The sequence below is a fragment of the Psychrobacter lutiphocae DSM 21542 genome (assembly GCF_000382145.1).
Lineage (GTDB): Bacteria > Pseudomonadota > Gammaproteobacteria > Pseudomonadales > Moraxellaceae > Psychrobacter > Psychrobacter lutiphocae.
The window spans coordinates 56,377-80,547 of record NZ_KB907623.1 but is presented as its reverse complement, the minus strand read 5'-3'; the positions used below and the strand labels follow the sequence as shown (position 1 = coordinate 80,547).

At 40.2% G+C, this 24,171-nt stretch carries 19 protein-coding genes and 2 tRNA genes; 6 read left to right on the top strand and 15 right to left on the bottom strand.

What is annotated here, in order from left to right; translation table 11 throughout:
• Positions 1-167 precede the first annotated feature (167 nt).
• Positions 168-1,460: an ATP phosphoribosyltransferase regulatory subunit gene (locus tag H140_RS0101305; protein WP_019671848.1), complete on the bottom strand. Its 1,293-nt coding sequence runs from the start codon at positions 1,458-1,460 to the stop codon at positions 168-170.
• Between the two features lie 590 nt (positions 1,461-2,050).
• On the opposite strand from H140_RS0101305, the gene H140_RS0101300 reads away from it, so the two are divergent.
• Positions 2,051-2,437 (top strand): DUF2237 family protein, encoded by a 387-nt coding sequence (locus H140_RS0101300; RefSeq protein ID WP_019671847.1) that lies wholly within the window; start codon positions 2,051-2,053, stop codon positions 2,435-2,437.
• A gap of 275 nt (positions 2,438-2,712) precedes the next feature.
• Positions 2,713-3,759 (top strand): magnesium/cobalt transporter CorA, encoded by a 1,047-nt coding sequence (gene corA / locus H140_RS0101295; RefSeq protein WP_051086835.1) that lies wholly within the window; start codon positions 2,713-2,715, stop codon positions 3,757-3,759.
• An 80-nt stretch (positions 3,760-3,839) separates the two neighbouring features.
• Here the strand turns inward: corA and H140_RS0101290 are convergent, their stop codons facing one another.
• Both H140_RS0101290 and folD read right to left on the bottom strand, forming a co-directional pair.
• Positions 3,840-4,346, bottom strand: coding sequence for a phosphate-starvation-inducible protein PsiE (locus H140_RS0101290; RefSeq protein ID WP_019671845.1), 507 nt, complete (start codon positions 4,344-4,346; stop codon positions 3,840-3,842).
• 192 nt (positions 4,347-4,538) lie between these two features.
• Positions 4,539-5,405 (bottom strand): bifunctional methylenetetrahydrofolate dehydrogenase/methenyltetrahydrofolate cyclohydrolase FolD, encoded by an 867-nt coding sequence (folD, locus tag H140_RS0101285; RefSeq protein WP_019671844.1) that lies wholly within the window; start codon positions 5,403-5,405, stop codon positions 4,539-4,541.
• A gap of 254 nt (positions 5,406-5,659) precedes the next feature.
• Between folD and H140_RS0101280 the strand changes: the two genes are divergently transcribed.
• Positions 5,660-5,733, top strand: a tRNA-Cys gene (locus H140_RS0101280).
• Between the two features lie 133 nt (positions 5,734-5,866).
• Positions 5,867-5,953 (top strand) — tRNA-Leu (locus H140_RS0101275).
• Positions 5,954-6,214: 261 nt separating this feature from the next.
• Here the strand turns inward: H140_RS0101275 and H140_RS0101270 are convergent.
• The 9 genes from H140_RS0101270 to kynU form a co-directional block, all read right to left on the bottom strand.
• Entirely contained in the window at positions 6,215-7,669 is a 1,455-nt protein-coding gene (locus H140_RS0101270) for an alanine/glycine:cation symporter family protein (RefSeq protein WP_026348725.1), read from the bottom strand.
• An 89-nt stretch (positions 7,670-7,758) separates the two neighbouring features.
• Positions 7,759-9,243, bottom strand: coding sequence for an aldehyde dehydrogenase (locus tag H140_RS0101265; protein ID WP_019671842.1), 1,485 nt, complete (start codon positions 9,241-9,243; stop codon positions 7,759-7,761).
• 46 nt (positions 9,244-9,289) lie between these two features.
• Complete coding sequence (gene dapA / locus H140_RS0101260) at positions 9,290-10,153, bottom strand: 4-hydroxy-tetrahydrodipicolinate synthase (protein ID WP_019671841.1); 864 nt, start codon at positions 10,151-10,153, stop codon at positions 9,290-9,292.
• Positions 10,154-10,249: 96 nt separating this feature from the next.
• Complete coding sequence (locus H140_RS0101255; protein WP_019671840.1) at positions 10,250-11,572, bottom strand: NAD(P)/FAD-dependent oxidoreductase; 1,323 nt, start codon at positions 11,570-11,572, stop codon at positions 10,250-10,252.
• 22 nt (positions 11,573-11,594) lie between these two features.
• On the bottom strand, positions 11,595-12,587 hold the full coding sequence (locus tag H140_RS0101250) for a proline racemase family protein (RefSeq protein ID WP_019671839.1): 993 nt from the start codon (positions 12,585-12,587) through the stop codon (positions 11,595-11,597).
• A gap of 277 nt (positions 12,588-12,864) precedes the next feature.
• Entirely contained in the window at positions 12,865-13,644 is a 780-nt protein-coding gene (locus tag H140_RS0101245; protein WP_019671838.1) for an AraC family transcriptional regulator, read from the bottom strand.
• Between the two features lie 816 nt (positions 13,645-14,460).
• Positions 14,461-15,645 (bottom strand): M20 aminoacylase family protein, encoded by a 1,185-nt coding sequence (locus tag H140_RS0101240; RefSeq protein ID WP_019671837.1) that lies wholly within the window; start codon positions 15,643-15,645, stop codon positions 14,461-14,463.
• Between the two features lie 131 nt (positions 15,646-15,776).
• A complete protein-coding gene (locus H140_RS0101235; protein ID WP_026348722.1) occupies positions 15,777-17,123 on the bottom strand; it encodes an MFS transporter in 1,347 nt (448 codons plus the stop codon).
• 241 nt (positions 17,124-17,364) lie between these two features.
• Entirely contained in the window at positions 17,365-18,618 is a 1,254-nt protein-coding gene (gene kynU, locus H140_RS0101230) for a kynureninase (RefSeq protein ID WP_019671835.1), read from the bottom strand.
• 146 nt (positions 18,619-18,764) lie between these two features.
• Here kynU and gigD point away from each other — a divergent pair, with 146 nt between their 5' ends.
• Positions 18,765-19,208 carry an Lrp/AsnC family transcriptional regulator GigD gene (gene gigD / locus H140_RS0101225; RefSeq protein ID WP_019671834.1) on the top strand — a complete coding sequence of 148 codons (444 nt, stop codon included), beginning with the start codon at positions 18,765-18,767 and terminating at the stop codon, positions 19,206-19,208.
• Between the two features lie 333 nt (positions 19,209-19,541).
• Here gigD and H140_RS0101220 read toward each other — a convergent pair whose 3' ends face one another.
• Together H140_RS0101220 and H140_RS0101215 are read right to left on the bottom strand one after the other, a co-directional pair.
• Complete coding sequence (locus H140_RS0101220; protein WP_019671833.1) at positions 19,542-20,150, bottom strand: LysE/ArgO family amino acid transporter; 609 nt, start codon at positions 20,148-20,150, stop codon at positions 19,542-19,544.
• A 95-nt stretch (positions 20,151-20,245) separates the two neighbouring features.
• A complete protein-coding gene (locus H140_RS0101215; protein ID WP_019671832.1) occupies positions 20,246-21,421 on the bottom strand; it encodes an LD-carboxypeptidase in 1,176 nt (391 codons plus the stop codon).
• A 493-nt stretch (positions 21,422-21,914) separates the two neighbouring features.
• On the opposite strand from H140_RS0101215, the gene hemB reads away from it, so the two are divergent.
• Entirely contained in the window at positions 21,915-22,931 is a 1,017-nt protein-coding gene (hemB, locus tag H140_RS0101210; protein ID WP_019671831.1) for a porphobilinogen synthase, read from the top strand.
• Positions 22,932-23,120: 189 nt separating this feature from the next.
• Here the strand turns inward: hemB and H140_RS0101205 are convergent, their stop codons facing one another.
• A complete protein-coding gene (locus H140_RS0101205; protein WP_019671830.1) occupies positions 23,121-23,747 on the bottom strand; it encodes an OmpW/AlkL family protein in 627 nt (208 codons plus the stop codon).
• Between the last annotated feature and the right edge of the window lie 424 nt (positions 23,748-24,171).

The following is a 24,171-nucleotide window of genomic DNA, read 5'->3' as shown; positions in this document are numbered from 1 at the left end:
TGGCGCATTTTTTAGGCTGTTTTTAGGCTTGTTGCTGCTTAAACCTGGTTAGACCTTGCTAAACCTAGTTAGATCTAGCTAAACATTGTCATTGACTTTAATTAAGCTTAGCGCTCACTTAAAGTTTAGTGCTCACTTCTCGCTTAAGTTAAGCCTAGTATGACGGCTTATACAGCGTTTAAAACCCACTCACCATCTTCTAAAACCAAATAATGGGTCACATTGTGAGGTACATCCAGCTCGCTTAACGGACGCACCACTTTGTGACCTAAGTCACGCAACTCTGCCACTTTGTTGTCCAAATCTTTTGCCAGCTTCGCATTGTTATCTGCACGTACCCCTTGCATATCTGCAAAACGCACCAACACCAGCTTCGATTCATTCAAACTAATAAAGCGCTGTAAGCGTGTCACTTCCAAACTAAAACCTGTCGCACTTCGTGATGGTAACTCTTCGGCTATGGCTGCTGCCTGTTGAGCCGTATTAAAACCTTCACCATTAAAGCGACCGCCTCTGACCACCGCCTGTGACTCGTTATCAAAATAGGCATTAAATACGATACCTGTATGATAATGATAGCCAAGCTCGGTAATATCAACACTGACATTGCTTTGATAGGTCTGCTTTATATGAGCGACCATGGTTTGTACCTCTTGCACAGCCTTAATGATCGAGGCATCTTGAGTCGCACTCGATGATAAAGCTTGCTTTAATGCGTTCATATCATGCCCATGTACGGCAAGCTGGTAGAAGTCATTACCCATAGGTAAGTCAGCACAAATACTGTGTAGCTCTGGCAATGCCTTATTAGCGTAAAGATTCATCAGTACCTCTGCATCACTGTCTGACAATCCAGCCAGCTCTTTTAGACGTGCAAAAATTGCCACATGTCCAATGTCAATGTGCAAATGCTGTTTTAGATTAAGGCTTTCAAATAAGGTATATAGCACATCGATCAGCTCAATATCGGCATCAAGACTGTCGCTACCGAAGATTTCGGCACCCAATTGTAGTGGTGTACGTGAGCCAAATAAACCATTTGGCAAGGTACGAATAACATGACCAGCATAACAATAGCGAGCAATCTTATTAGCCCTCCCCATTTTATTTAAATGCGCATCAATACGTAGGATTTGTGGCGTAATATCAGCACGTACTCCCATTAATCGCCCTGACAGCTGGTCAATAATTTTAAAGGTTTGACGTTTTAGATCTTCTGAGGCATTGCCTAATAGTGATTCAGTAAACTCTATCATCGGCGGACAAATTAGCTCATAACCTCGGCTAATTAATAAGCGGGTCAACTTATAACGCAACCACTCTTGCTTTTGAGCCTCTTCTGATAATAAATCACTGACCCCGTCAGGCAGCAGCCAGATGTTATCTGTATCAGAGACCTGCGCTAACTTATTTGACGATTGAATTCGATTTTTGCGGGCTAAAATAGAACTTTCAGACACAAGTAATCCTTGTTTGGTAGTGACATCTCATTATACAGATTTCTAAGTCATGACCAAATCGTTAGTTAAAGTGTAAGTAATTAGTACGGTATGTTAAAAATTATAAGCTTACAATATCGTGAAAGCTTACAAAATAATTAAATGAACAGCACAACCTTTTTAGTCTAGCATAGCTATCCACGTTCGCCTAGAGAAACACTTGAATTTTATCAAAAATGATCACGCCTACAACCCCATCATCGAAAAAATTATAAGAATAGGACTTACGCAAGAATAGGACTTACGCAAGAATACGACTTCAAGGCTTTAAAAGCGATTGATTATTATTTATGGAGCGTCTGACTCTACCTTCATAGGACTCATAAATGATTAGCAGTTGCCATAATATCTACTCGTACGTAAGTCCTAAAGAAAAGACAGAGCAAACAACAGCGCAATGCATCGTAAGCGAATTGAGCCTTGATCGATAAGATATGTTACCATTTCATTTTAGGTTCAGGGTTATGTTATATAGCTCAACGGACTAATATAGTCACAGCCATATTCTTGTATTTCCTGAAAAACTCAACTGTTACCAAGAGATCTGATTTATGTCATCACGCCACCCAAACCCTAGTTTAAATCAACGTAATGTACTTGGCACAGAGCTGGCCAGTTGCTGTTTTGATCCGATCACTGGCTATTATCGCAATGGATTTTGTCATACTGGACCACAAGATGTTGGCCTGCATACCGTCTGTGCAAAAATGACCAGTGAGTTTTTAAACTTTTCGGTAAAAACTGGAAATGACCTCGTCACCTCTGTACCACAATTTGGCTTCCCTGGCTTAAAACCAGGTGATTACTGGTGTGTTTGTGCGCTACGCTGGTTAGATGCGTTAGATCACGGTGTTGCCCCTAAGATTAAACTCACCGCTTGTCATGAAAGTCTGCTTGAGCTAGTCGATATCGATACCTTACAACGATATGCGCTTTAAGCACCTAAAGCCCTAAGATTTATTTATATTCCATCAATTGTGAAAACATCATGACCACAGCAAATAATAACAAAGACCAACGCCTCTCAACGCCAATGCTAGCAACACCAACATCAGCAGAAAATACAAAAAGCCAAAAAACCAAAAGAAGGCTGATAATTCCAAGCAAATTAAAACGTAAAGCAAATAAACAACCAAAAATGACTGGCGATATTTATGATGATTATACTCGATTGCTAGATCCTAAAGCTGCCAAAGAGATCATCTCCTCCACCATGGCCGTCTATGACCCAGATGCCGAGCGTATTGAAGACTTTGAACACTCTGGAATTAACGAGGTGGTTAATTGCTGTGTTTATTCACGCAAAACTGGAGAGTTTGTAGAGAAAATTGGCCTAGATGCTGTTAGTCGCACTCTAACTAATAAAAGCCACTTTATCTGGTTAGGTCTATATGACCCCAGCATGGAAACCGTACAAACCGTACAAAAAGCTTTCGATATCCACGAACTGGCATTAGAAGATGCCTTTAATGAAAATCAACGTGCCAAAATCGAAAACTATGGCAACAACGCCATTTTCGTGGTCGTACGTACCGCCTTTTTGTCCAACAACAAAATTCACTATGGCACCACTTCGATGTTTATGGGAAATAACTACATCATCACCATCCGTACGGGTGCTTCAAACTCCTACGCTCCTGTCCGTGCTTATTGCCACCGCCGCCCTGAAAAAATGGCAATGGGCCCTGTATTTGTATTGCATGCCGTACTCGATTATGTGGTTGACAGCTACTTACCGATCACCGACAGCTTAGGTGAGTATCTGCGTGAGCAAGAGCGTAATATCTTCTCCTACACCTTCAGTCAAGACACATTAAAGAGCTTATATAAGCTCAAATCACAACTGGTACATATGCGTGCCGTGATGTTGCCTGTGCAAGATGTTTGTAACTTTTTTATCAATCATAAAAAAGACGACCTAGTTTCTACCTTTCCAAATGCAGCCAAGCCGTACTTCCGCGATGTCAACGATCATCTGCTACGAGCACTAGATGCGGTAAACGGGCTCAATGAGATGCTCAGTGTCGCCATGGATACCTATTTGGCAGTGGTCAATATGGGGCAAAACGAGGTAGTTCGCAAGCTGGCTGCTTGGGCAGGTATCTTGGCAGTACCAACAGCAGTAGCTGGCATATATGGCATGAACTTTGACTTTATGCCAGAGTTGCACTATGAATATGCTTATTTTGTAATTTTAGGGGCTATTTTTACAACCTGTGCAATTTTATACCGTCAATTTAAAAAGTCAGGCTGGCTATAATGATAACTCCTGATTTTCGGTGTTTGTCAACATAGTTATCACCATTTTCAAAACGAAGACACGCCCTAGACTTCTTTATTTTATTCTTTTTTTACTTCCACATCTGGTTTCATCACTTTCTCTGGCTTAGATAGTGGTTTTTTTTGATGTTTATGCAATACATTACTATCTTCAGGGCTGCCATACAAATTAGCAGTCCAAGTCAGCACAAATACAGCCAAACTTAGTATAAATATAGAAACAGTAATGGTAACTAGCAACCATAAATGAAAGGTCTCAGACACTGCTTGTACATCAACCACCAAGTGGCGTGATAAAGCGGTAATAGCAATATAAATCAAGAACTGTACTGGCAAACGATGCGTTTTAAAATAAATCCCAATCATCGCCAACAGCTCTAAATAAATAAACAGCATTAAAATATCTTTTAATGCTGCCTTACCATTTTGAATAATACCGACAAACTCTGTCCCTGCGGCCCATACCACCACAAAACCGATGACCAATAATGCAATATAATGGCTAACATCGACCAATAACTCACCCAATGCCTGAATGTTGCTATCCCAATCACTTTTTGGCTGCATACCTACCTCCATTTCTCACTTTTAAAACCTAAAATCGCTCAAAGCGTTAACTTTATATAAGCAGTTAACTATATGAGTTGTCTTTATTTTTTGGCGACCGTTAAGTCAGAAGTAAAAAAAAGAGCGTGTAGCTACACGCCCAAGATAGCCTCCACGCTCAACATAATAAGTAAAATAGGATAGGCAAACCAGCTAACTTAATTCAGCAGCCTGCTCGGCAGCTTCAACGGTTTGGCGAATCAAGGTGTTAATCGTCATCGGACCCACACCACCAGGTACAGGCGTATAAGCTGAGGCGATCGACTCAATACCGGTCAGCTCAACATCACCGACACCGCCACCATCTCTTGGATGAAAACCAGCATCCACCACCACAGCACCAGACTTAATCCAGTCTTTTTTGATCAACTCAGGCACACCGACCGCACCCACAATAATATCTGCACGGCCCACATGCTCAGCTAAGTTTTGAGTACGTGAGTGGCAAGTCGTCACTGTGCAGTTGGCATTTAACAACATTTGCGCCATCGGCTTGCCCAAAATGGCACTACGACCGACCACCACCGCATGCTTACCTTCAAGCGCAATGCCGTAATGCTCAAGCAGGTGCATGATGCCTTGTGGTGTGCACGAGCCATACGCTGGCTCACCCATACTCATACGTCCAAAGCCTAATGAAGTCACGCCATCCACGTCTTTGTTTAAATCAATGGCATCAAAGCACGCACGCTCATCAATTTGTGCAGGCACAGGATGCTGTAACAAGATGCCATGCACATCTGGGTTGTTATTCAACTCATCAATCTTGGCCAACAGCTCATCCGTCGTGGTGCTCGCTGGCATCTCAACCTTAATTGACTCCATACCCACACGCTTACAGGCATTGCCCTTCATGCGTACATAAGTGGCTGAGGCAGGATCATCACCGACCAAAATCGTTGCCAAAATCGGGGTACGCCCTGTCTTTTCAATCAAGGTCGCCACGCGCTGGCTTAAGTCTTGTTCGATTTGTTTGGCAAGCGCCTTACCATCAAGCAGTACTGCTGAAGCATCTGACATATTGGACTCCATCATGTTTAAAATCTAAATATTTAAATTCTAAAAAGGTGTTAAAGGGAATAATCAATAATAGGATTATAATATCCAGTATCGGTGGCTATATTGTACCCCATGACGCACCAATAATCCGAGTCGCTTACTGTCAAAATGCGACTTTTTGCTCAATTTTTAGCGGTTTGGCAGATAAATTTGAAATATATTGCCAATATGGCTTGTATTTTAATTTTTATTTGTTATTATAGTTGACCTCAAATGGCTGGGTGGCAGAGTGGTTATGCAGCGGATTGCAAATCCGTGGACGCCGGTTCGATTCCGACCTCAGCCTCCAAATTTACGCTTAGGCGTTTTATAAATTAAAGAAAAAAAGTGTTGACGAATATTATTTTTATGCTAATATACGCGCACTTAACGAGTTCACTACCAAGAACTTACTTATAAAAGATTAAAAATTAAAAAGTTTTGCCCGGGTGGTGAAATTGGTAGACACAAGGGATTTAAAATCCCTCGATCGCAAGATCGTGCCGGTTCAAGTCCGGCTCCGGGTACCATTATATAGAACGATGAAAACAGAAAAAAGGCTTCCAAGCAATTGGAAGCCTTTTTCTTTGCCTGCTATTTTACGATATTATTTTTTAATACCCCTATAATACCAAATCTAGAAATAAACCTATCGAGGAAGGCGAGTGCAAACGCTACACGAGTGCAAACGCTACAATAGTAGGTTCAATGAGTCTGACGAAGATAGGTTATTTTATAGAATAGGTATAAGATGCAAGGATCATTAAAAAACTACATCAATACGTGGATGTTTACTTATCCTTATGCCCAAATGTATCGCTATATTTAATCCAAAATTCGGCATTCTCAACACCCGCTTTTCTAGGATCAAACACCGGATTTAGGCCTTGCTTCATTTGCTCGTCGTAGTCCTTAAGTACTTTAAATGCCACTTTACTTAATAGCACAATCGCAACGAAGTTTAAGTAACACATACTACCAAACCCAATATCCCCCAACGCCCACATCATGCCAATAGACTGAATACTGCCTGAGAAGCACACAATTAAGAAAACAATTTTCAGAAGGGGTTTTAGAATAGGATAACGAAGCTTATTGTCCAAGTATACCAGTGTCGTTTCTGCAATATAGTAGTAAGCAATCAAACAAGTGAAGGCGAATAAGAAAATTGCTAACGCCACAAAACCACTACCATACGAACCAAAAACAGTAGAGACAGCCGCCTGAGTATATGCAGTACCTGCCGCAATTCCAGGCATGTTCTCAACCAAAGTCACACCTTCTGGCGTGATTACATTATACATGCCAGTCGACAGTATCATCAGAGCAGTAGCTGTACAAACCAATACAGTGTCTACATAAATTGAAAAACCTTGAACAAGACCCTGTTTTGCTGGATGAGAAACCTCTGCTGCCGCTGAACTGAATGTCGCTTCACCAGCACCCGCAACGTTTGAAAACACAGCGCGTCTAACACCCCAAGAAACAGCCGTACCAACAATACCACCAAATACCGCATCCATTCCAAATGCACTTTTGATGATTAGCATTAACATAGAGGGGATATTGGCTAGGTTAAACAGTAGGACAATAGCCATCAAGCCAATATAGCCAATAGCCATCAGAGGGACTACCTTGCCGGCAAAGCTTGCTATTCTTTTTACACCACCGAAAATGATAATACTTAGTAGCACAACAATAAGTAGACCAGTTATGCTTGGTGGAATATTGAATGCTGTTTGGAAAGAGTCAGCAATGGTATTTGCTTGAACACCCGGAACCAAAACACCATAGGACAAACAAGTCACAACGGCCACTAAAATCGCAAAAGGCTTGAGCTTCAGACCTCTTTCAATATAAAACGGTGAGCCACCTCGATACTGGTCATCTACACTGTGCTTATAAACCTGTGCAAGAGTAGACTCAACAAAAGCACTGGCACCGCCAAGCAGTCCCATGATAATCATCCACAATACAGCGCCTGGGCCACCTGCAGCGATTGCGGTTGCCACACCTGCAATATTACCGACACCAATACGTCCTGATAAGGACATACAGAATGCTTGGAATGAACTAATCCCTTCTTTAGAGTTATCTTTATCGAATAAAAGATTAATCATTTCCTTAAAATATCGGAACTGAACCCCTCGAGTCATAATTGTAAAATAGACACCCACTCCTAGAGCGAGGTAAACTAAGGCGTCACTCCATATATACCCAACAATAGCATTAATAATATTTTCCATAACTAAACTTCCTTGTTAGTTGATCTATAACGCTGTGATTAATAAGATAATAGTAGAACTACAAGTATTGATCTCTCATAGTCTTTAATCTAGTTAACCAACCAAATTGTCTTGGTTTGCGTGTATTGTGATAACGCTTCTAGTCCATTATCACGTCCACCAAAACCTGACTGCTTATACCCACCAAAAGGCGTAGTAATATCCCCTTCTGAGAAGCCATTAATTGACACTGTTCCCGCTTTAATAGCAGATGCCACGCGATACGCTCTATGAATGTTCTGCGTATAGAATGAAGCGGCTAGTCCGTACTTTGTTTGGTTGGCCAACTCGATGGCCTGCTCTTCTGTTTCAAAAGTAGTAACAGCTAATATTGGTCCAAAAACTTCCTCTTGGAACAAAGTCATATCAGCGCTAACATCATCAAAGATCGTTGGTTCTACATACCAGCCACTACCGATATCTTGTTTAATCTGCCCGCCTGCGATCAAGGTAGCACCTTGCTCTTTAGCAGTATTCAGGTGACTCACTACTTTATTGAAATGTGTTTCCTCAATCATCGGCCCAATCGAAACATCGACATCATAAGGCGATCCCACCTTCCAGTTTTTCAACTCCTGCTTCAACATAGACAGCAGGTTGTCTTTTTGACTGGAGTGAACCAATAATCGTGATCCACAGCTACAGTTTTCACTCATATTCCAAAAAGCGGCTGACAAGATGTGCTCAACTGTATTTGCGTTAATGAGTGCATCCTCAAATACGATTTGAGGACTCTTACCACCACACTCTAAAACAATCTCTTTTAAATTGCTTTGTGCTGAATACTGTAAAAACATACGGCCCACTTCTGTTGAACCAGTGAACGAAACCATATCCACATCGTTGTGTAGGCCTAATGCTCTACCAACATCTTCTCCTAGCCCACAAACCAATTGCAATGCTTCTCTAGGCACTCCCGCCTCATAAGCCAGTTCTGTTAGTCTGAAGGCTGAAAGTGATGTAAGCTCTGCTGGCTTAACAATCACTGAGTTTCCACTAATTAACGCTGGCGCTACTTTCCACGCATACATTTGTGCAGGAAAATTCCATGGCAGCACAACACCAACTACGCCTATCGGCTCTTCAACAATCAAACCTAAGGCATCAGAACCTGTGGGAGATATTTTCCCGAACACCTTATCTGCAGCCTCGGCATACCATTCAAACGTTTCGATAGTCGCCGGCATATCTGTATTTAAGCATTCCGTGATGGGCTTACCCGCATCAACACAATCTAAAGCAGCAAGCTCTTCTAGATGCTCAGTCATCAAATCACACCAACGCTTCATAACAGCTTTGCGCTCAGATGGTGATAAGGCCTTCCATGCACCATTTTCAAAGGCGTTTCTAGCCACTTCAACAGCAGTGTCGATATCTTTTTCATTGCCTTTGGCAATCTGTCCAATAACACTGTTTTCTATAGGGCTATAATTATCCATTACCTCTGTAGAGATGTTTTCAGATGCAACTAAATGTCCAGCCCATAAGCTCTGCTTTTTTGCTTGTTCAAAAACCTGCTCTTTTGTTTTTGTCATTTCTATATCCTTATATAAAATGAAAGTACGTGTTTTATTACCAGCTTTATGACAGAAGGCTTAGGAACTCATCAGTTTCTTCTTTTGACATTGCAACCAATGGAAGGCGAACATCGCCAACATTCACAGTACCCTTCAAACAGCCTGCTTTAGCCTTTTGGTTATAATTCCCTGATTCCATAGAATGAATCGCTGGATATATATCACTCATGATTTGCTTCGCTAGATCCCAATTGCCATCTTGAGCCGCATTAAACAGTTTCACCTGCTCTTCAGGGAAAACGTTCGCTGCGCCAGCAATCCAACTTTTCGATCCCCAAAAGAAGAAGTCTACTGGCTGATCATCACACCCACAAACCACTTCAAAGTTCTCGAAGTTCGCTTGCATCATGCGAAGCGCATGGCTAAAGTCGCCGCTACTCTCTTTGATGCCGACAATATTTGGATGTTTTGCCAAATGAGCAACGGTGTCAAATTCAAGGCTTACACCCACTCTGTCAGGAAAGTTATACATAATAATTGGCAAGCTACTTGCATCTGCCACTTTTTCGAAGTGCGCAATAACGCCATCTTGACTCGGCAAGCTATAAGGGTTCGCAGATAGCATTAAGCCGTCATAACCAAGCTGTTTGGCCTGATCGGCAAGCTCAATAGAATGATCTGTTGAAAGACTATTAATGCCTGCCATTAGCGTGACCTTTCCTTTTACAGCCTCTGCAATAGTCGTTAGAACCAATTCGCGCTCTTCAGGTGAAAATGTGTAATATTCACCCGTTGTGCCACATGCCACAATACCTGCCACTCCTTTCTCAATGAAAGCATTCACGATGGTGGTTAAAACAGCCGTATCAACATTGCCGTTGTTATCAAAAGGAGTCACGATCGGCACTAAAATTCCATTTATATTCATTTTTAAATTCCTTATTTACATTGAAGATAATGAGTAAGATGCTCTTACCATTTGTTTTTACCCTCAAGAATTTCAAAAATCTTCTTGAGAGCAGTTTTATTGAAAACGTTCAATCTTATATGGACTTCTACTCACTGGAGGCTCTTCATTAAAATAAAGAGCAGTGATAATTTCAGCACTTGTCACAGCCTGGGTAAGTCCAAGATGCTGATGACCAAAATTCAGAAAAACACGGTCATATCTATCAATTACGGGAAGAGAGTCCGATGTTGATGGTCTAAAACCCATCCACTTAGTACTATTTTCAGAGTTGAGAGAGTGATTCAACATTCCTTGAGCATTCTTTAATAACATGCCTGCTCTATTCATGTTTGGCGGTGCTTCAAGACCTGCATACTCCACCGTCCCTGCAAGTCGAAGACCACCTTCCATTGGTGTCATGATAAAACGACGGTCTATACTAGACACTGGTACCTTAAATACGTCTTTCTCTTGAGGCAGCATGAGATGATACCCACGCTCTGTATCTAGCGGTACAGAGATACCTGTTAATTGTTTTACCAAAGCTTTAGAGTAAGCTCCGGTTGATACCAAAACCTTGTCAGCCAACATACTCCCTTGTGTTGTTGTTAGCTGAACCCCTTCCAAACCACTAACTGCATTGATTACTCGACACTGTTCGAGCACATCACCACCTAGCTGCCTAAACTCATTAACAAGCTGCTCAGTAACCCCATCTAAATTTGTGATATGACCGGTGTCTGGAAAAAACAAAGCACCAAGCTGATTGTTATTAAGCGCTGGCTCACAGGCTAAAAGCTCTTCTTGTTCAACAAGAGTGTTTTGTACCCCCATCTCATTCAAACGATTCCCATGCGAGATTAGCTCTTGGTAGCTTTGTTTTTTCTCGGCAACCAATAATGACCCCTCCACCTTGACCCATTGATTCAAGTCCCACTTTTTCGCAAAGTCTTGCCAAGCGCTCAAACTGTGCGCGTTCATTTCCAATAAGGCTTTGTGAGTCTTTTCAAAAGGGCCGGGGCACATATTCAGCAACAGCCGAAAAGCCCAAGGCAACAAACGAGGGATATATTTCCAATCTATTCGTAATGGACCTTCTGGGTTAAGCAACATCGCAGGTATTTGATTTAAAACACTGGCATCAGCAATTGGAAAAACTTGCTCTGTTGCAATGTGTCCTGCATTCCCATAAGAAGCGCCCTTTCCCACTTCCTCGGCTTCGATGAGTAAAACTTTCACACCGCGTTCTTGTAGTGCAATCGCCGAACAGAGCCCGATTATTCCACCGCCTATGATATGTATGTCATACGTCTTATTAACCATCTCTTTTTCAACTTTAAAATTAACAAAATAGAGGAGTTTTCTGCATAAATTACTATCAACCTTTAGGCTGCTCATTAGCAGATGTTATGGTAGATCCCTACAGAGTTATTCCCCATTTAAAAGGATCATTTTGTTGAATGATTAAGACGGTTTCTGCACAAACATAGGCCCGACCTCTTATGGTCGGTATGATTGCATTATCAATATTGGGTGGAAGTGTTTGCTCTTTCTTCACTGATAAGCTTGCATTTTGGTAGCTGGCCTGGAAGAGACTACCGATGACACTTTGCTGAACCCATAGCTCCCCTTCTTGCAATGAGCCATCCGCTGCCAAACACGCCAGCTTGGCACTTGTACCGGTTCCACAAGGCGATCTGTCATAAGCAGCTCCTGGACATAGCACAAAACTTTTGCTGTTCACATTATCATCTTCACTTTTTGCAAAAAGCTCAATGTGATCAATCTCAGCACCACCTTCACCAGTGATACCTGAGTCAGACAATGCCTTCTTTATTTTCAAACTAAATTGAGTGAGTTCACCAACGTTTTCTGACGCAATTTTTTGGTTGTGTTCATTAACTAAAAAAAACCAATTACCTCCCCATGCAACATCACCTTTCAATGAACCAAAACCAGGAACAGTCACTTCAACCTGCTTGGCATATCGATAAGAGGGCACGTTTTCCACACTGCAACTACCATCCTCATGCAACACTGTTTTTACTAAACCCACAGGTGTTTCAAGATAGTGCTCACCAGGTTGAATTTTTCCCTGATATGCAAGAGAGATAATCACACCGATACTTCCATGACCACACATTCCCAAATAACCTGAGTTATTAAAGAAAATAACGCCAGTTGCTGCTTTCGGATTGGAAGCCTCACAAAGAAGAGCACCAACCAAAACATCATTGCCTCTCGGCTCCAAAATAATGCTTTTTCTGATATGGTCTAAATTCTGCTTAAAATAGCTTAGCTTATCTTTTATAGACTCCCCTTTAAGCTTTGGAAAACCTTCATACACCATGCGGGTGGGCTCACCCCCAGTATGTGAATCTATTGTTTTTATATTGTAGGGTGGTAACGACATATCAATCCTCTCTTTCATCCATGAACAATATATTTATTAATCAAAGCAACTAATAACAGACTAACCCTTTAAAACTACAATATCTTGATATTTTTCATTTGAAATATGCTGAATTCTGCACAACTTAATAATTGTACAGTCAAATGAGATACACCCAATAAAAAAACCGCTCCAAGAATAAATCTTAGAACGGCTAAAAAATTAACTATTTTTTAAAACTACATCAGATGAACAGTTGGTTCAAAATATTATTTTTATCACTGGCATTTTATCACAACTATAAATACGAAGTTCTAAAAGAAGTTGGCGATAACCCAGTCAGTTGTTTAAATTGACGACTGAAAGCACTATGATCAGCATAACCGCAACTTAATGAAATATTTGTAATTGATAGATCTGGTTGACTTAAAAGGTTAATAGCATGCTCTAAGCGTATTTTTTGAATAAACTGTATTGGGGTCATTTTTAAAACTGTCTGAAATACTCTTTCTAATTGAGATTGACTTAAACCAGCTATTTCCGCTAAATAAGAAACCTTTATCCTTTGATCAATATTATGTTTAATATAGCTTTCAACAATAGCTAGTTGGTTATGCTTCCTTAATACTCTTTCATTGTCATTATCAACATCTATAGAGACCCCAACCATAGCTATAATTTTTTGACCTAACCCATAAATTGGAATCTTATGAGTAATACACCATCCCATCTTTCCAGACGCATATCTATGAAGTTCAAGCTTATCTTTTATAACAACACCCTTTTTTAACACCTTAAAATCCTGAGTTAGGTATTCAGCCCCTCTTTTCTGTAAAAAAACCTGCTCAGTTGTTAAACCCAATAGTTGTTGATGACTATCTAAACCACAGCGCTTAACCAGTGTTTTATTAACAACTCTATATCTAGCTTGTGCATCCTTGACAAAAAAAACTACATTGGAAAGCATGTCTAATAATGGAAGAATTAAGAAAATATTATTAACAAAATCCTCTTCATTTTTAGGGAAGTATTTTTTAATACTCAGCTTGAGGGTTTCAGACCATGTCTTAGTATCCATTTAGATATTACTCCTTTTTTTCTCTATACACGACAAAAACGCTCAAAGCCTCAAAGGTCGTGGTCTAGGAGACAAATAACTTACCAAAATCTCAAACACACGTCGATTACCAGCAAAGAAATACGCACGCAAACCATCAATCAGGATATCCAAACCAATAGCAAACAAACTTTGCTGGGGTCGACCTTGTTTCTTAAGCTTTCGTCTTTTAGGGTATTGCTGTACAGCCTTAATCCCACATCCGTAGGCTCTATTGCTAATACTATATTTTAATACACAAAACCATCGGTAGGGTGTCGTTCCACGCACCAATAAATGCGACCTCAAAGGTAATACAGAGTGTGTATTTTAATTTGAGTTTAGCTATAAATTGTTGGTCGCCACAATGACATAATCATTGTCCGTATCACGCCTTGCAAATAGACGAACTTTAGCGCCATGCAAACGACTCTGGCTAACATAAACGTTTCATGATGAGATAGATGAGGTAATGATGTTTTTACTTGCACCAATTTACCCTGATGATTAGGTACCAAGGTGTTGTGTGTGATGCGAATGCAAAACTTTATTTGCTCTTTATTTAGCCATTTTAACCAGGCTTTATAAATCCTCTTGCTATTTGTTTAAGGCTACTGCTTTGTACTTGTATGATCGCTAGAATAATTAAGGCTAAACAGGTTGGTCTTGCCTTGTTCATGGTTAGGTTTTGCGATAATATACTTATGAGCTGATTAAGGTTTGGCATAGTGTGGTTCGTGAAAAAAATTACTATTATGCCTTGTCCTTAGTCAGCTTTTTTGTCGTGTACAGAGAACCTTATACTAAAAACTTTTGGGTTAATAAAACCCAGTAAGCAGCGCCGATAGGAATGTTAGTGTCATCAAAATCATAGTTTGGGTTATGGATTGAGCAAGCACCAGGTCCCCCTGTGGTTTCATCCCCATTGCCAATAAATAAATAACACCCTGGTACTTCTTGTAAGAAGAAGGCAAAATCTTCACTGGTCGTTAAAGGTTTTATATCAGTGAGTGTGTTATCTTCTCCAATCAACTCTTGGGCTACTTTATAAGCAAATTGAGTCTGTTCAGCGTCATTCATTAGCACAGGATAATGAGTGATAAAGTTAAAACTAGCAGTGACACCATAAGCAGCTGCTTGATGGTTCACCATCTCCTGTATACGCTCTAACAATGTTGAGTGTGAGTCAGGGTCTAAGCTTCGAACATTTAATTTTAATACGGCAGTATCGGGGATGACATTATCTGTATGACCTGATTTAAACTCCCCAACCGTAATCACGCCCGTTTTTAAAGGGTCAATATTACGAGAAACAATAGTCTGCAATCCCATAATAATTGCCGCACCTGCCACGACAGGATCATTTGCCAAATGAGGCATTGCACCATGGCCACCTTTGCCATGAAGCGTAACATCGATACGGTCTCCAGATGCCATCAATGCTTGTTCATTAAAACAAAGCTGTCCTGGCTTATAGCCTGGCATATTATGTATGCCAAATATGGCATCGCAGGGAAATTTTTCAAACAAGCCCTCATCTATCATACGTTTGGCCCCTGCAAGCCCTTCTTCAGCAGGTTGAAATATTAGATTAAGCGTGCCATTAAAGTCAGCGTGTAGCGCTAAATACTCGGCCGCTGCCAATAGCATAGCGGTATGTCCATCATGACCGCAAGCGTGCATTTTTCCCTCATACTTGCTGGCGTAGGGTAAATCCGTAAGCTCAGTTAAGGGTAGAGCATCCATATCGGCTCGCAACCCTAAAGTTCGGCTACCATCGCCTTTTTTTAATTGACCGACCACGCCTGTACCGCCCAAACCTCGAGTAACCGTGTAACCCCAAGCTTCAAGATTTTTTGCCACCAAATCACTGGTACGAAATTCTTCATAGCCCAATTCAGGGTGTTGGTGAATGTCCTGACGGATTTTGGCAAACTTATCAGCAGTTTGCTCTAATTCAACGAGCAAAGGATGTTGGTTCATAATATTCTCCACATAATAAATAGTGCAAATTTCATTGGTTTAGTAATTGGTTTAGCTACTGGTTTAGTAATTGGTTTAGCTATGGCATAGTTATTGTCTAAGTGACATTATTGGCTTAGTTATTGGCTTAGTTATTTCAATGGCTTATTGCCAGTTTCTTCCATAAACCAAACCGCAATGATTGATAATGAAACGATAAACATCATATACCACGCTGGCGCAACAGGGCTACCTGTCCACTCAATAAGCCAAGCAATAGCGGGCTGAGTTGTGCTACCAAATAAAATAGCCACTCCTGCATAGGCGACAGAAAGCCCTGTGGCACGAATTTTTCTATCAAATAATTCAGGAACCGCTACCAAACAAGCGCCACCACTTAATGCCGTAAATCCAGTCAGAACAAAGGTTGTTATCATCAATGATGACAATCCAATATTATTTACCAAGTAATTAAAAAGGGGTAAGGATATAAGGACTAAGACAATCCGTGGCCAAAACATGAGGTTTTTTCTGCCGAATTTATCGCTAAGCCAACCGCCTAATACTGCAAACATCAATATGGCGATACCAGAAACCAGTGTGGCTGACATAGAAATGGCAGGACTCAGCTTCAAAGTGGTTGTCGCATACGTATTCATATAGATAGAGATATAAAGGGGCACGGTGATACCAGCAATTGCCCAAAATGCTATAAAAACCTTACGCCAAAATTCACCCGTTTTAACAACCGAAGGGACGTAAGCTTTTTTGGTCTTTGAGGGATGAGCTTTATCAGATGAATGAAGGGAGTTAGTAGGCGAAGACAAGGTATTTACATCATTTTCATGCAAAGTCTCAGCCATGTTGTTACGCAAATATAAGGCTATCGGAATCAGTAAAAGCGTCAAGAAAAAGGGTACCCGCCAACCCCAAGCGAACATATCTTCAGTATTTAAAGATAATATCATTATTATCCCGAAAGCACCTGCCATAATGGCTGCAAAACCTTGACACGCTAGTTGCCAGCTTCCAAATAACCCACGTTTATGCGAGGGTGCGCTTTCGATTAAAAAGGCCGAAGAGGGGCCAACTTCACCCCCTAACCCAAATCCTTGTAATAAACGACAGGTTAAAACGATAATCGGAGCAGCAATACCAATACTGGCATAAGAAGGTGTCAAAGCCAACCCTATGGTACCCACAGTGATAAAAAGAATGGTAAGTAACAGGGCAATTTTACGCCCTTTACGGTCAGCCACGATACCTAAGATAATGCTGCCGAGTGGACGCGTTATAAATCCAATACCAAATACTGCTAATGACAACAACAAGCTGATGAAGGGATCGTCAGAAGGGAAAAAAGCTTTACCAATATAAACTGCAAAAAAAGCATAGAGTACAAAATCATAAAACTCTAAAGCACTGCCGATGATGGCCGCAGTAACAATTTTTTTGGAATTGGGGCTATTAGGCAAAGGGTTAGATACAGTGGTTGACATAATTATTCCTTTAAAATGAAAACTTCCTGTAACAGTGAGTGAAACCAACAATACCAACCACTTTTTATCAAGTAAAGCTTGGGTAAGTTCTGGCTCAGGTGCAAGGACAAACCGTTGCACCCGCTTTGACTTATTTTTAATTAGCAAAGTATGTACCATTACTAGTTTAGTTTTCACCCACAACTTAATGTCATGCATTCACCCTGTATGAACACCACTTGGGTTTAAACAAGGTTTTGCATTAGGTCACCGCAGCACGAACCTGAAACTTCTCATTTTTCCATTCTTCGTTTTGCATAACCTGCTTAAGCTCTTGCACCGCTGTCCAAATATCTTCATAGCTTAGGTATAAAGGCGTAATACCGAATCTTAGGACTTCAGGCTCACGATAATCCCCAATCACACCACGGGCAATCAGTGCTTGAATAATTGCATAGCCCTCTTTATGTTCAAAACTTACATGACTACCACGGAAATGGTGGTCTTTAGGGGTAATCAGTTCTAAGCCAAATTCCCCACATTCTTGTGCGACTAAATCCATAAATAAATCGGTTAATTTAAGCGACTTTTTACGTACCTCTTCCATTGTAGTAGCCAAGAAGATGTCTAAGCCACATTCAATCAAGCTCATAGACACAATGCTTTGAGTGCCACATAAAAAGCGCCGTATTCCTTCTGCGGGCTCATAACTGTCTGCCATCGCAAAGGGTTGCTTATGACTCCACCAACCAGAAAGAGGTTGACTAAACTTATTTAGATGCTTTTGATTTACCCAAGCAAAGGCAGGAGAACCTGGACCTCCATTTAGATATTTATAAGTACAGCCAATAGCAAAGTCACTATTTGTCTTATTCAGGTCCATCGGCACCGCCCCAATCGAATGGCATAAATCCCAAATTATCAGCGACCCATGCTTATGGATAAGCTGATTGCATTGTTCCATGTCGTATAGATAACCGTTGCGGTAATTCACGTGTGACAACACGGTCACTGCTACCTTATTGTCAGTCAACACTTTTTCCAAGTCATTAGGATCTTCAAGCAGTACTAACTCGTAACCTTGATCAATATAGTCAATAAACCCTTGTACGATATAAATATCGGTTGGAAATACATCTCTTTCGACAATGATAGCCTTATGATCAGGAGCTACTTCGGCTTGTTGCTTAATAGCCGCTGCCAATACTTTAAATAAATTGATACTGGTAGAATCTGAAACCACCGTCTCGTTAGGGTTGGCACCCATCAATCGAGCAATCTTATCACCTAGTCGGGTCGCTAGTCCCCACCAGTCCGCTTTATTCCAGCTATTGACAAGATCTATCCCCCATTCTTTTGAGATGACTTGCTCAGCTTTTGCAAGGGCCGTTTTAGGTTTTGCTCCTAATGAATTACCATCAAGATAGATGACACCAGAAGGCAATACAAATTCATCTTTAAATTTTGCAAGAGGGTCTTCGTTATCCCATTCACGGCATTGTTCCTGAGTAATCATGATTATTCACTCCTTTTGATAATAAAGATTTATAAATTAATACTAGCATTAAATAATTCGTCAATCTTCCTATTATCATGTTTAATATTGCTCATAATTAGGATATTATTCTAATTATATTTATTAAATTAGGATGATATTCAGCAATGACAATTGATGTGATTGACCACAAGATATTAAAGCATTTAAAGCAAAATGCCCGATTAAGTAATCAAGAGTTGGCTGAGCTAGTGAATTTATCCGCTTCAGCTTGCCATCGGCGGGTTAAGATTTTGGAAAAGAGTGGGGTAATTGAAGGGTATCAAGCTAAGATTAACTACGAAAAATTAGGAATGAATTTTTTTGCGATTGTAGAAATTAAACTGTCCCAGCTTACAGAAACTGATCATCTACATATGCTTGAGCAAATTAATATGTTTGAAGAAGTGATTAATGCTTATATTGTCACCGGCGAATCTAACTATATTTTGTATATCATGACAGAAGATTTAAATTCGTTTTCAAATTTTGTCATCAATAAACTAAATAAAGTTAAAGGAATCATGAGTATCAACTCAAAAATTATTTTGGATAAGGTGATTCAAAAATAACGATAAATAAAGATAGAAAAGGATGTAATGTAGAAGTTGGTATTCACCGAAGTCTTTGATATCCTCAAAGCTACTCGGGGGTATTTACGGTTATGGGTATTTTATAAAAAACTCTACGTTTGAGCTGTGCTATTCAAAGGGATAGTTATAATGCCGCCTATGTCCCACTATATCTTATGTAGGCATCTTAGTTAGTTAATGTATGCTCGAACTCTGATTCTATTGTTTTATTATTACTCTGGATGCTTAGGCTATTTTCTTTTATCGTTATTTTAGTCTATGTTTTGTAGACAATACAAAGTAACTATTTTTTAAGAAAAAACTTATATCTTATTAAACTTTTTTCATAAGTAAGGTTATGGCGATCCCCCACATAACTACACCAATGATAAACTCTAAAATATCCCAGGCTTTTGGGTTTTCAAATACAGGTCTTAGTAAACGAGAGCCGTAACCTAATGCAAAAAAGAATAACCAAGAAGCTAAAATAGCGCCTAAAGTAAATTCAAATTCATTGCCTGTAAATTGGGTTGAAATAGAACCCATTAAAACTAGGGTATCTAAATATACATGTGGGTTCAACCAAGTAAAAGCAAGACACACCCCTATTACTTTAATAAAGGAGCTTTCTTCGACATCACTTGGAGTTAAGATGCTTTTATCTTGAAACGCTGTTCTAAAGCTGATAAACCCATACCAGAGTAGGAATATTGCTCCAAAGTATTTAGCTAATACCGTGACATATGGATATTGAGATATGACCGTAGAGAATCCTGTTACACCTAGATATATTAATGCTGAGTCTGAAAGGGCACAAATTAAACAGACCCAAAAAACGTACTGATTTTTTAAACCTTGTTTAAGCACGAAGGCATTTTGTGCACCGATTGCAAGGATTAGAGAGAATCCAATAGTAAGCCCATAAAAAAAAGGCGATAACATCAATAATTAGCCTATTAATAAAAAAATAATTTTAATTTATACTTAGCTTATGGATTAATCTAAGTTCGTATTTAGCTAATCATTAATTGAATGTACTACTGCCACAGCGCATCGGCATAGATCAAGTTGGGCTCTATCACCGGATAGCCACTAAAGTTGAGCGACACCCCAGCAGAAGAGGCAGTTAACTGACACATGGCACCTAACGGAAAGCTTTGTTTGCGTCCGACATGCCCAAAGGGCAAGCCGGTATATACTGGTAAGTTGGTCAATTGCGATAAATGCTCCATTACCTGTGCCAACCCATAATTGCCATCATAGCCATCTTTACCGACTCTGCTAAAGGCACCGAGCACAATGGCTTGCTGATTTTTAAACGCTCCTGCTAAATATAAGCTATAAAGCATACGCTCTATCCGAAATGGTTGCTCACCCACCTCTTCTAAGAATACAATTCCACCATCAGGTCTTGGCAGATAAGCACTGCCTGCCAAAGCAGAAACAACACTTAAATTACCGCCCCATAGTACTCCTGAGATCGTTCTGCCAGTTGCGATAGAGGACGACTGCTGCCCTAGCTGGATGCTTAAATTAGGGTTGGTAAGCGCCTCAACAAAGCCTTGGCAGCTGACTTTATCTGGCTGACTTTTACCAAACTCACTATATAACATCGGTGCTGCCACACTACTCATCCTACCTTGCGCCAATAATGCACACTGTATGGCTGTTACATCACTAAAGCCAGCCAAGATAGTGCCATGCTGCTGCATTATATGACCCAAACTTCGCCAATCTACTGACTCAAGCAGTCGCATCGCTCCATAACCACCACGTATCGCTAATAGTAGTTTTGGTGCGGCAAATATACCTTTAGCAATATCTTGTAAGTCATCACTACGCTGGGTATCTGTACCACCAAAACGCATATATTTACGCTGGACTACCTCTTTGTTTTTTATATCAAAACCAGCACAAGCCAGGCGTTTAAATGCCATTCTACTGCGACCTTGATCTGTAACTAAGTTGGAGCTAGAAAACAAACGTGTCGGGATAATGGCAGGTGCACAAGCACCAGTTGAGGATGTAGGTGCAGCAAAAGCTGAATGCAATGGCGTAGTTGCTAGTCCCATTCCACCCATACCCAATAGAGATAAGGCTAATAGCCTACGGCGCTTGATATCTATTTGTTGGGCTTGTTGCGTACTTGCTTGACTTATGCCTTCTGACTGAGTTGTAGGGGGATTCAAAGGCTGTATAGTGTTGTCGCTCATAATGATCTTCTATTTCTGTGTCCTGATTTAAAGCTAAAAATAACAACTTTTGCGAAAACTATTTGTATTATCGTGCAATAATAATATGACCCATTACCAAACAACGCATCCATGTTTAGTTATAACTTGTATCATTTCTTGAACTCAAAACATACCTTATTCTACGTTATAATGAAATTATAAGTTATGCATGCGTATATCGTGTCGTATCCTTGATAATGTCTTCGTCTTCGACAACTTATCATATCCTTGACGCAAAGCAGGCTAACTTTAGGCTCTGTTAACTACTGAACAGATCCTAATATACCTTCATATAAGATAGCTTTATTCTTATTAGGATTTACGCACGAGTAGATGTTATGGCAACTGGTAATCATTTATGAGTCCTCTGAAGGTAGAGCCAGACGCTCCATAAATAATAACCAGCCGCTTTTAAAGCCTTGAAATCGTATTTTTGCGTAAGTCCTACTTATTATATATTCTAGGATTTATTATGAGTTATACTTTTAATCGTACTTTCCCACACACCCGTTTACGCCGCTTACGTGTACACGATCATGTCCGCGCCATGGTGCGTGAAGTTGAGCTGTTGCCCAAGCATCTTATTGCCCCAGTTTTCGTCTTAGAGGGCGAAAATCAGCGTGAGACAGTACCTAGCATGCCAGGCGTTGAACGTTTATCAATTGACTTACTGGTTGATTATGCCAAACAATTGTTAGCCGAAGGTGTCACTACGGTTGATATTTTCCCTGTTATTAATGCCAGTTTAAAAACAGAAGATGGTAGAGAAGCTTATAATCCAGATGGTTTAGCTTGCCGAGCGGTACGTGCACTAAAAAAAGAAGTGCCAGAGATGGTCGTGATGACAGACGTAGCACTTGATCCCTATACTTCACACGGACAAGACGGTCTGCTAGATGAAACTGGCTATGTGGTTAATGATGATACAGTTGATGTGTTGGTGAAGCAAGCCTTAGCTCATGCACGTGCTGGCGCAGACATCATCTCTCCCAGTGACATGATGGATGGTCGTATTTTGGCCATTCGTGAAGCTTTTGAAGAAGAAGGCTTTGTGAACACTGGTCTTATGGCTTACTCTGCCAAATATGCCTCTGCCTATTATGGCCCCTTCCGTGATGCAGTTGGTAGTGCTGGTAACTTAAAAGGCGGACATAAGAAGCAATATCAGATGGACTTTGGTAACCGTGCGGAAGCCTTGCATGAAGTGGCAATGGATATCAATGAAGGTGCAGATATGGTGATGATTAAGCCAGGTCAGCCTTATTTGGACTTAATCCGTGAAGTAAAAGACACCTTTGGTGTGCCCACCTTTGCTTATCAAGTCTCTGGTGAGTATGCGATGCACATGGCCGCTATTGAAAATGGCTGGTTATCAGATGCGGTCATCTTAGAGTCGTTAATAGGCTTCCGCCGCGCTGGTGCCGATGGTATCTTGACTTACTTTGCGCTCGAGGCTGCAAAACAGTTAAATGCATTAAATGCCAAATAAGTCGCTCTTTCTTTAAATGAATAAACGTTTAAATTGAATTTAAAATAAAGAAAACGAGCACATAAAAAAATCCCCGTAACCTAAATTACGGGGATTTTTATTAAGATTAACTGCTTTATAAAGTGATCAATAATTAGCTTAATAAAAGTCAGTTAACCTTGGTCAATGTCTTCGTAAATTAAGTTTCAATTAGAAACGTTTTACGTAAGATACACCATATACCCATGGCTTAAGATCGGCTTTACCAACTTTTTGACCGTTTAGTCTTACGTCTGGCTTAAGGTCGATATAACGAGCATCTAAACGAATCGCTTCAGTTGGGGTAACGTTGAAATCAAAACCAACGTGGCCAGCAGCTGCCCATTTGTTTTTGATGTCTAGTTTAGTACCAGGTATACCTGAACGCTCTTTGAAGAAAGAAGTATAGTTAGCACCAACACCAATAAATGGTGTTACATATGGGTTAATGCCATCAAAGTGGTACTGTAATGATAAAGTTGGTGGTAATAACTGAGTTTTAGCATTTGTCAAACGAGTACCGTCTGCATTTTTTAACTCGATGTCATGGCGGAATGGAAGTGATGCTAGTAGCTCAACACCAACATTGTTCATGACAAAATATTCAGCAGTCAAAGTAGGTTTGATATCTGAATCTACATCTACTCTAGCACCATTACTTAATACACCATTGTTGCTTTTTGGGTCAACATAAGCTGCACCAGCACCAATAGTCCACGTACCAGCGGTTTCTGCCATTGCAGATGTCATGCTTAGACCAGCTAGAGCAGCTAATAGTAATGCTTGACGTTTAATCATAGTATCCTCAACTTAATTTAAGTACATAGGTAAAAGCGTGTAATTTAATTTCAATAAATAACTTTAACAAAATAAATTATTACGCTTATTTATTGACATCAAAACAGTTAGAATCTGACTTGGTTCCTAACCGCCTAAGTCTATTATATTACATACCCCTAAAAAGGGTAAGGTTTTTTAACTAAAAACATACGACTTAATAGTCGGCTAAGAAGAGCTTATAGAGTTATTCCATAAGCTTATGTAGCTAAACCAAAAATTAAATCCGCAGTTGAGTCTAGTTAATGTTAACCTCACACCCATTTATTCGAATATTCTTCGAAGTTATTCACTGTCATATTTAGGTATGATAACAAAGCTTGTAATCTGTGCATTATAACAGACTGGCTTTATAACAAACAAACCCTATCACTGATCATATCTA

Excerpts from the sequence above, each read along its gene's own strand:
- kynU (WP_019671835.1), bottom strand. The coding sequence starts at position 18,618 with ATGATTACTCAGGAACAATGCCGTGAATGGGATAACGAAGACCCTCTT.
- H140_RS0101240 (WP_019671837.1), bottom strand. The coding sequence starts at position 15,645 with ATGAACCAACATCCTTTGCTCGTTGAATTAGAGCAAACTGCTGATAAG.
- H140_RS0101220 (WP_019671833.1), bottom strand. The coding sequence starts at position 20,150 with ATGTTATCGCCTTTTTTTTATGGGCTTACTATTGGATTCTCTCTAATC.
- H140_RS0101245 (WP_019671838.1), bottom strand. The coding sequence starts at position 13,644 with ATGGATACTAAGACATGGTCTGAAACCCTCAAGCTGAGTATTAAAAAA.
- H140_RS0101290 (WP_019671845.1), bottom strand. The coding sequence starts at position 4,346 with ATGCAGCCAAAAAGTGATTGGGATAGCAACATTCAGGCATTGGGTGAG.
- hemB (WP_019671831.1), top strand. The coding sequence starts at position 21,915 with ATGAGTTATACTTTTAATCGTACTTTCCCACACACCCGTTTACGCCGC.
- corA (WP_051086835.1), top strand. The coding sequence starts at position 2,713 with ATGGCCGTCTATGACCCAGATGCCGAGCGTATTGAAGACTTTGAACAC.
- H140_RS0101250 (WP_019671839.1), bottom strand. The coding sequence starts at position 12,587 with ATGTCGTTACCACCCTACAATATAAAAACAATAGATTCACATACTGGG.
- folD (WP_019671844.1), bottom strand. The coding sequence starts at position 5,405 with ATGTCAGATGCTTCAGCAGTACTGCTTGATGGTAAGGCGCTTGCCAAA.
- H140_RS0101270 (WP_026348725.1), bottom strand. The coding sequence starts at position 7,669 with ATGGAAAATATTATTAATGCTATTGTTGGGTATATATGGAGTGACGCC.
- H140_RS0101215 (WP_019671832.1), bottom strand. The coding sequence starts at position 21,421 with ATGAGCGACAACACTATACAGCCTTTGAATCCCCCTACAACTCAGTCA.
- H140_RS0101235 (WP_026348722.1), bottom strand. The coding sequence starts at position 17,123 with ATGTCAACCACTGTATCTAACCCTTTGCCTAATAGCCCCAATTCCAAA.
- dapA (WP_019671841.1), bottom strand. The coding sequence starts at position 10,153 with ATGAATATAAATGGAATTTTAGTGCCGATCGTGACTCCTTTTGATAAC.
- H140_RS0101265 (WP_019671842.1), bottom strand. The coding sequence starts at position 9,243 with ATGACAAAAACAAAAGAGCAGGTTTTTGAACAAGCAAAAAAGCAGAGC.
- gigD (WP_019671834.1), top strand. The coding sequence starts at position 18,765 with ATGACAATTGATGTGATTGACCACAAGATATTAAAGCATTTAAAGCAA.
- H140_RS0101300 (WP_019671847.1), top strand. The coding sequence starts at position 2,051 with ATGTCATCACGCCACCCAAACCCTAGTTTAAATCAACGTAATGTACTT.
- H140_RS0101205 (WP_019671830.1), bottom strand. The coding sequence starts at position 23,747 with ATGATTAAACGTCAAGCATTACTATTAGCTGCTCTAGCTGGTCTAAGC.
- H140_RS0101255 (WP_019671840.1), bottom strand. The coding sequence starts at position 11,572 with ATGAGCAGCCTAAAGGTTGATAGTAATTTATGCAGAAAACTCCTCTAT.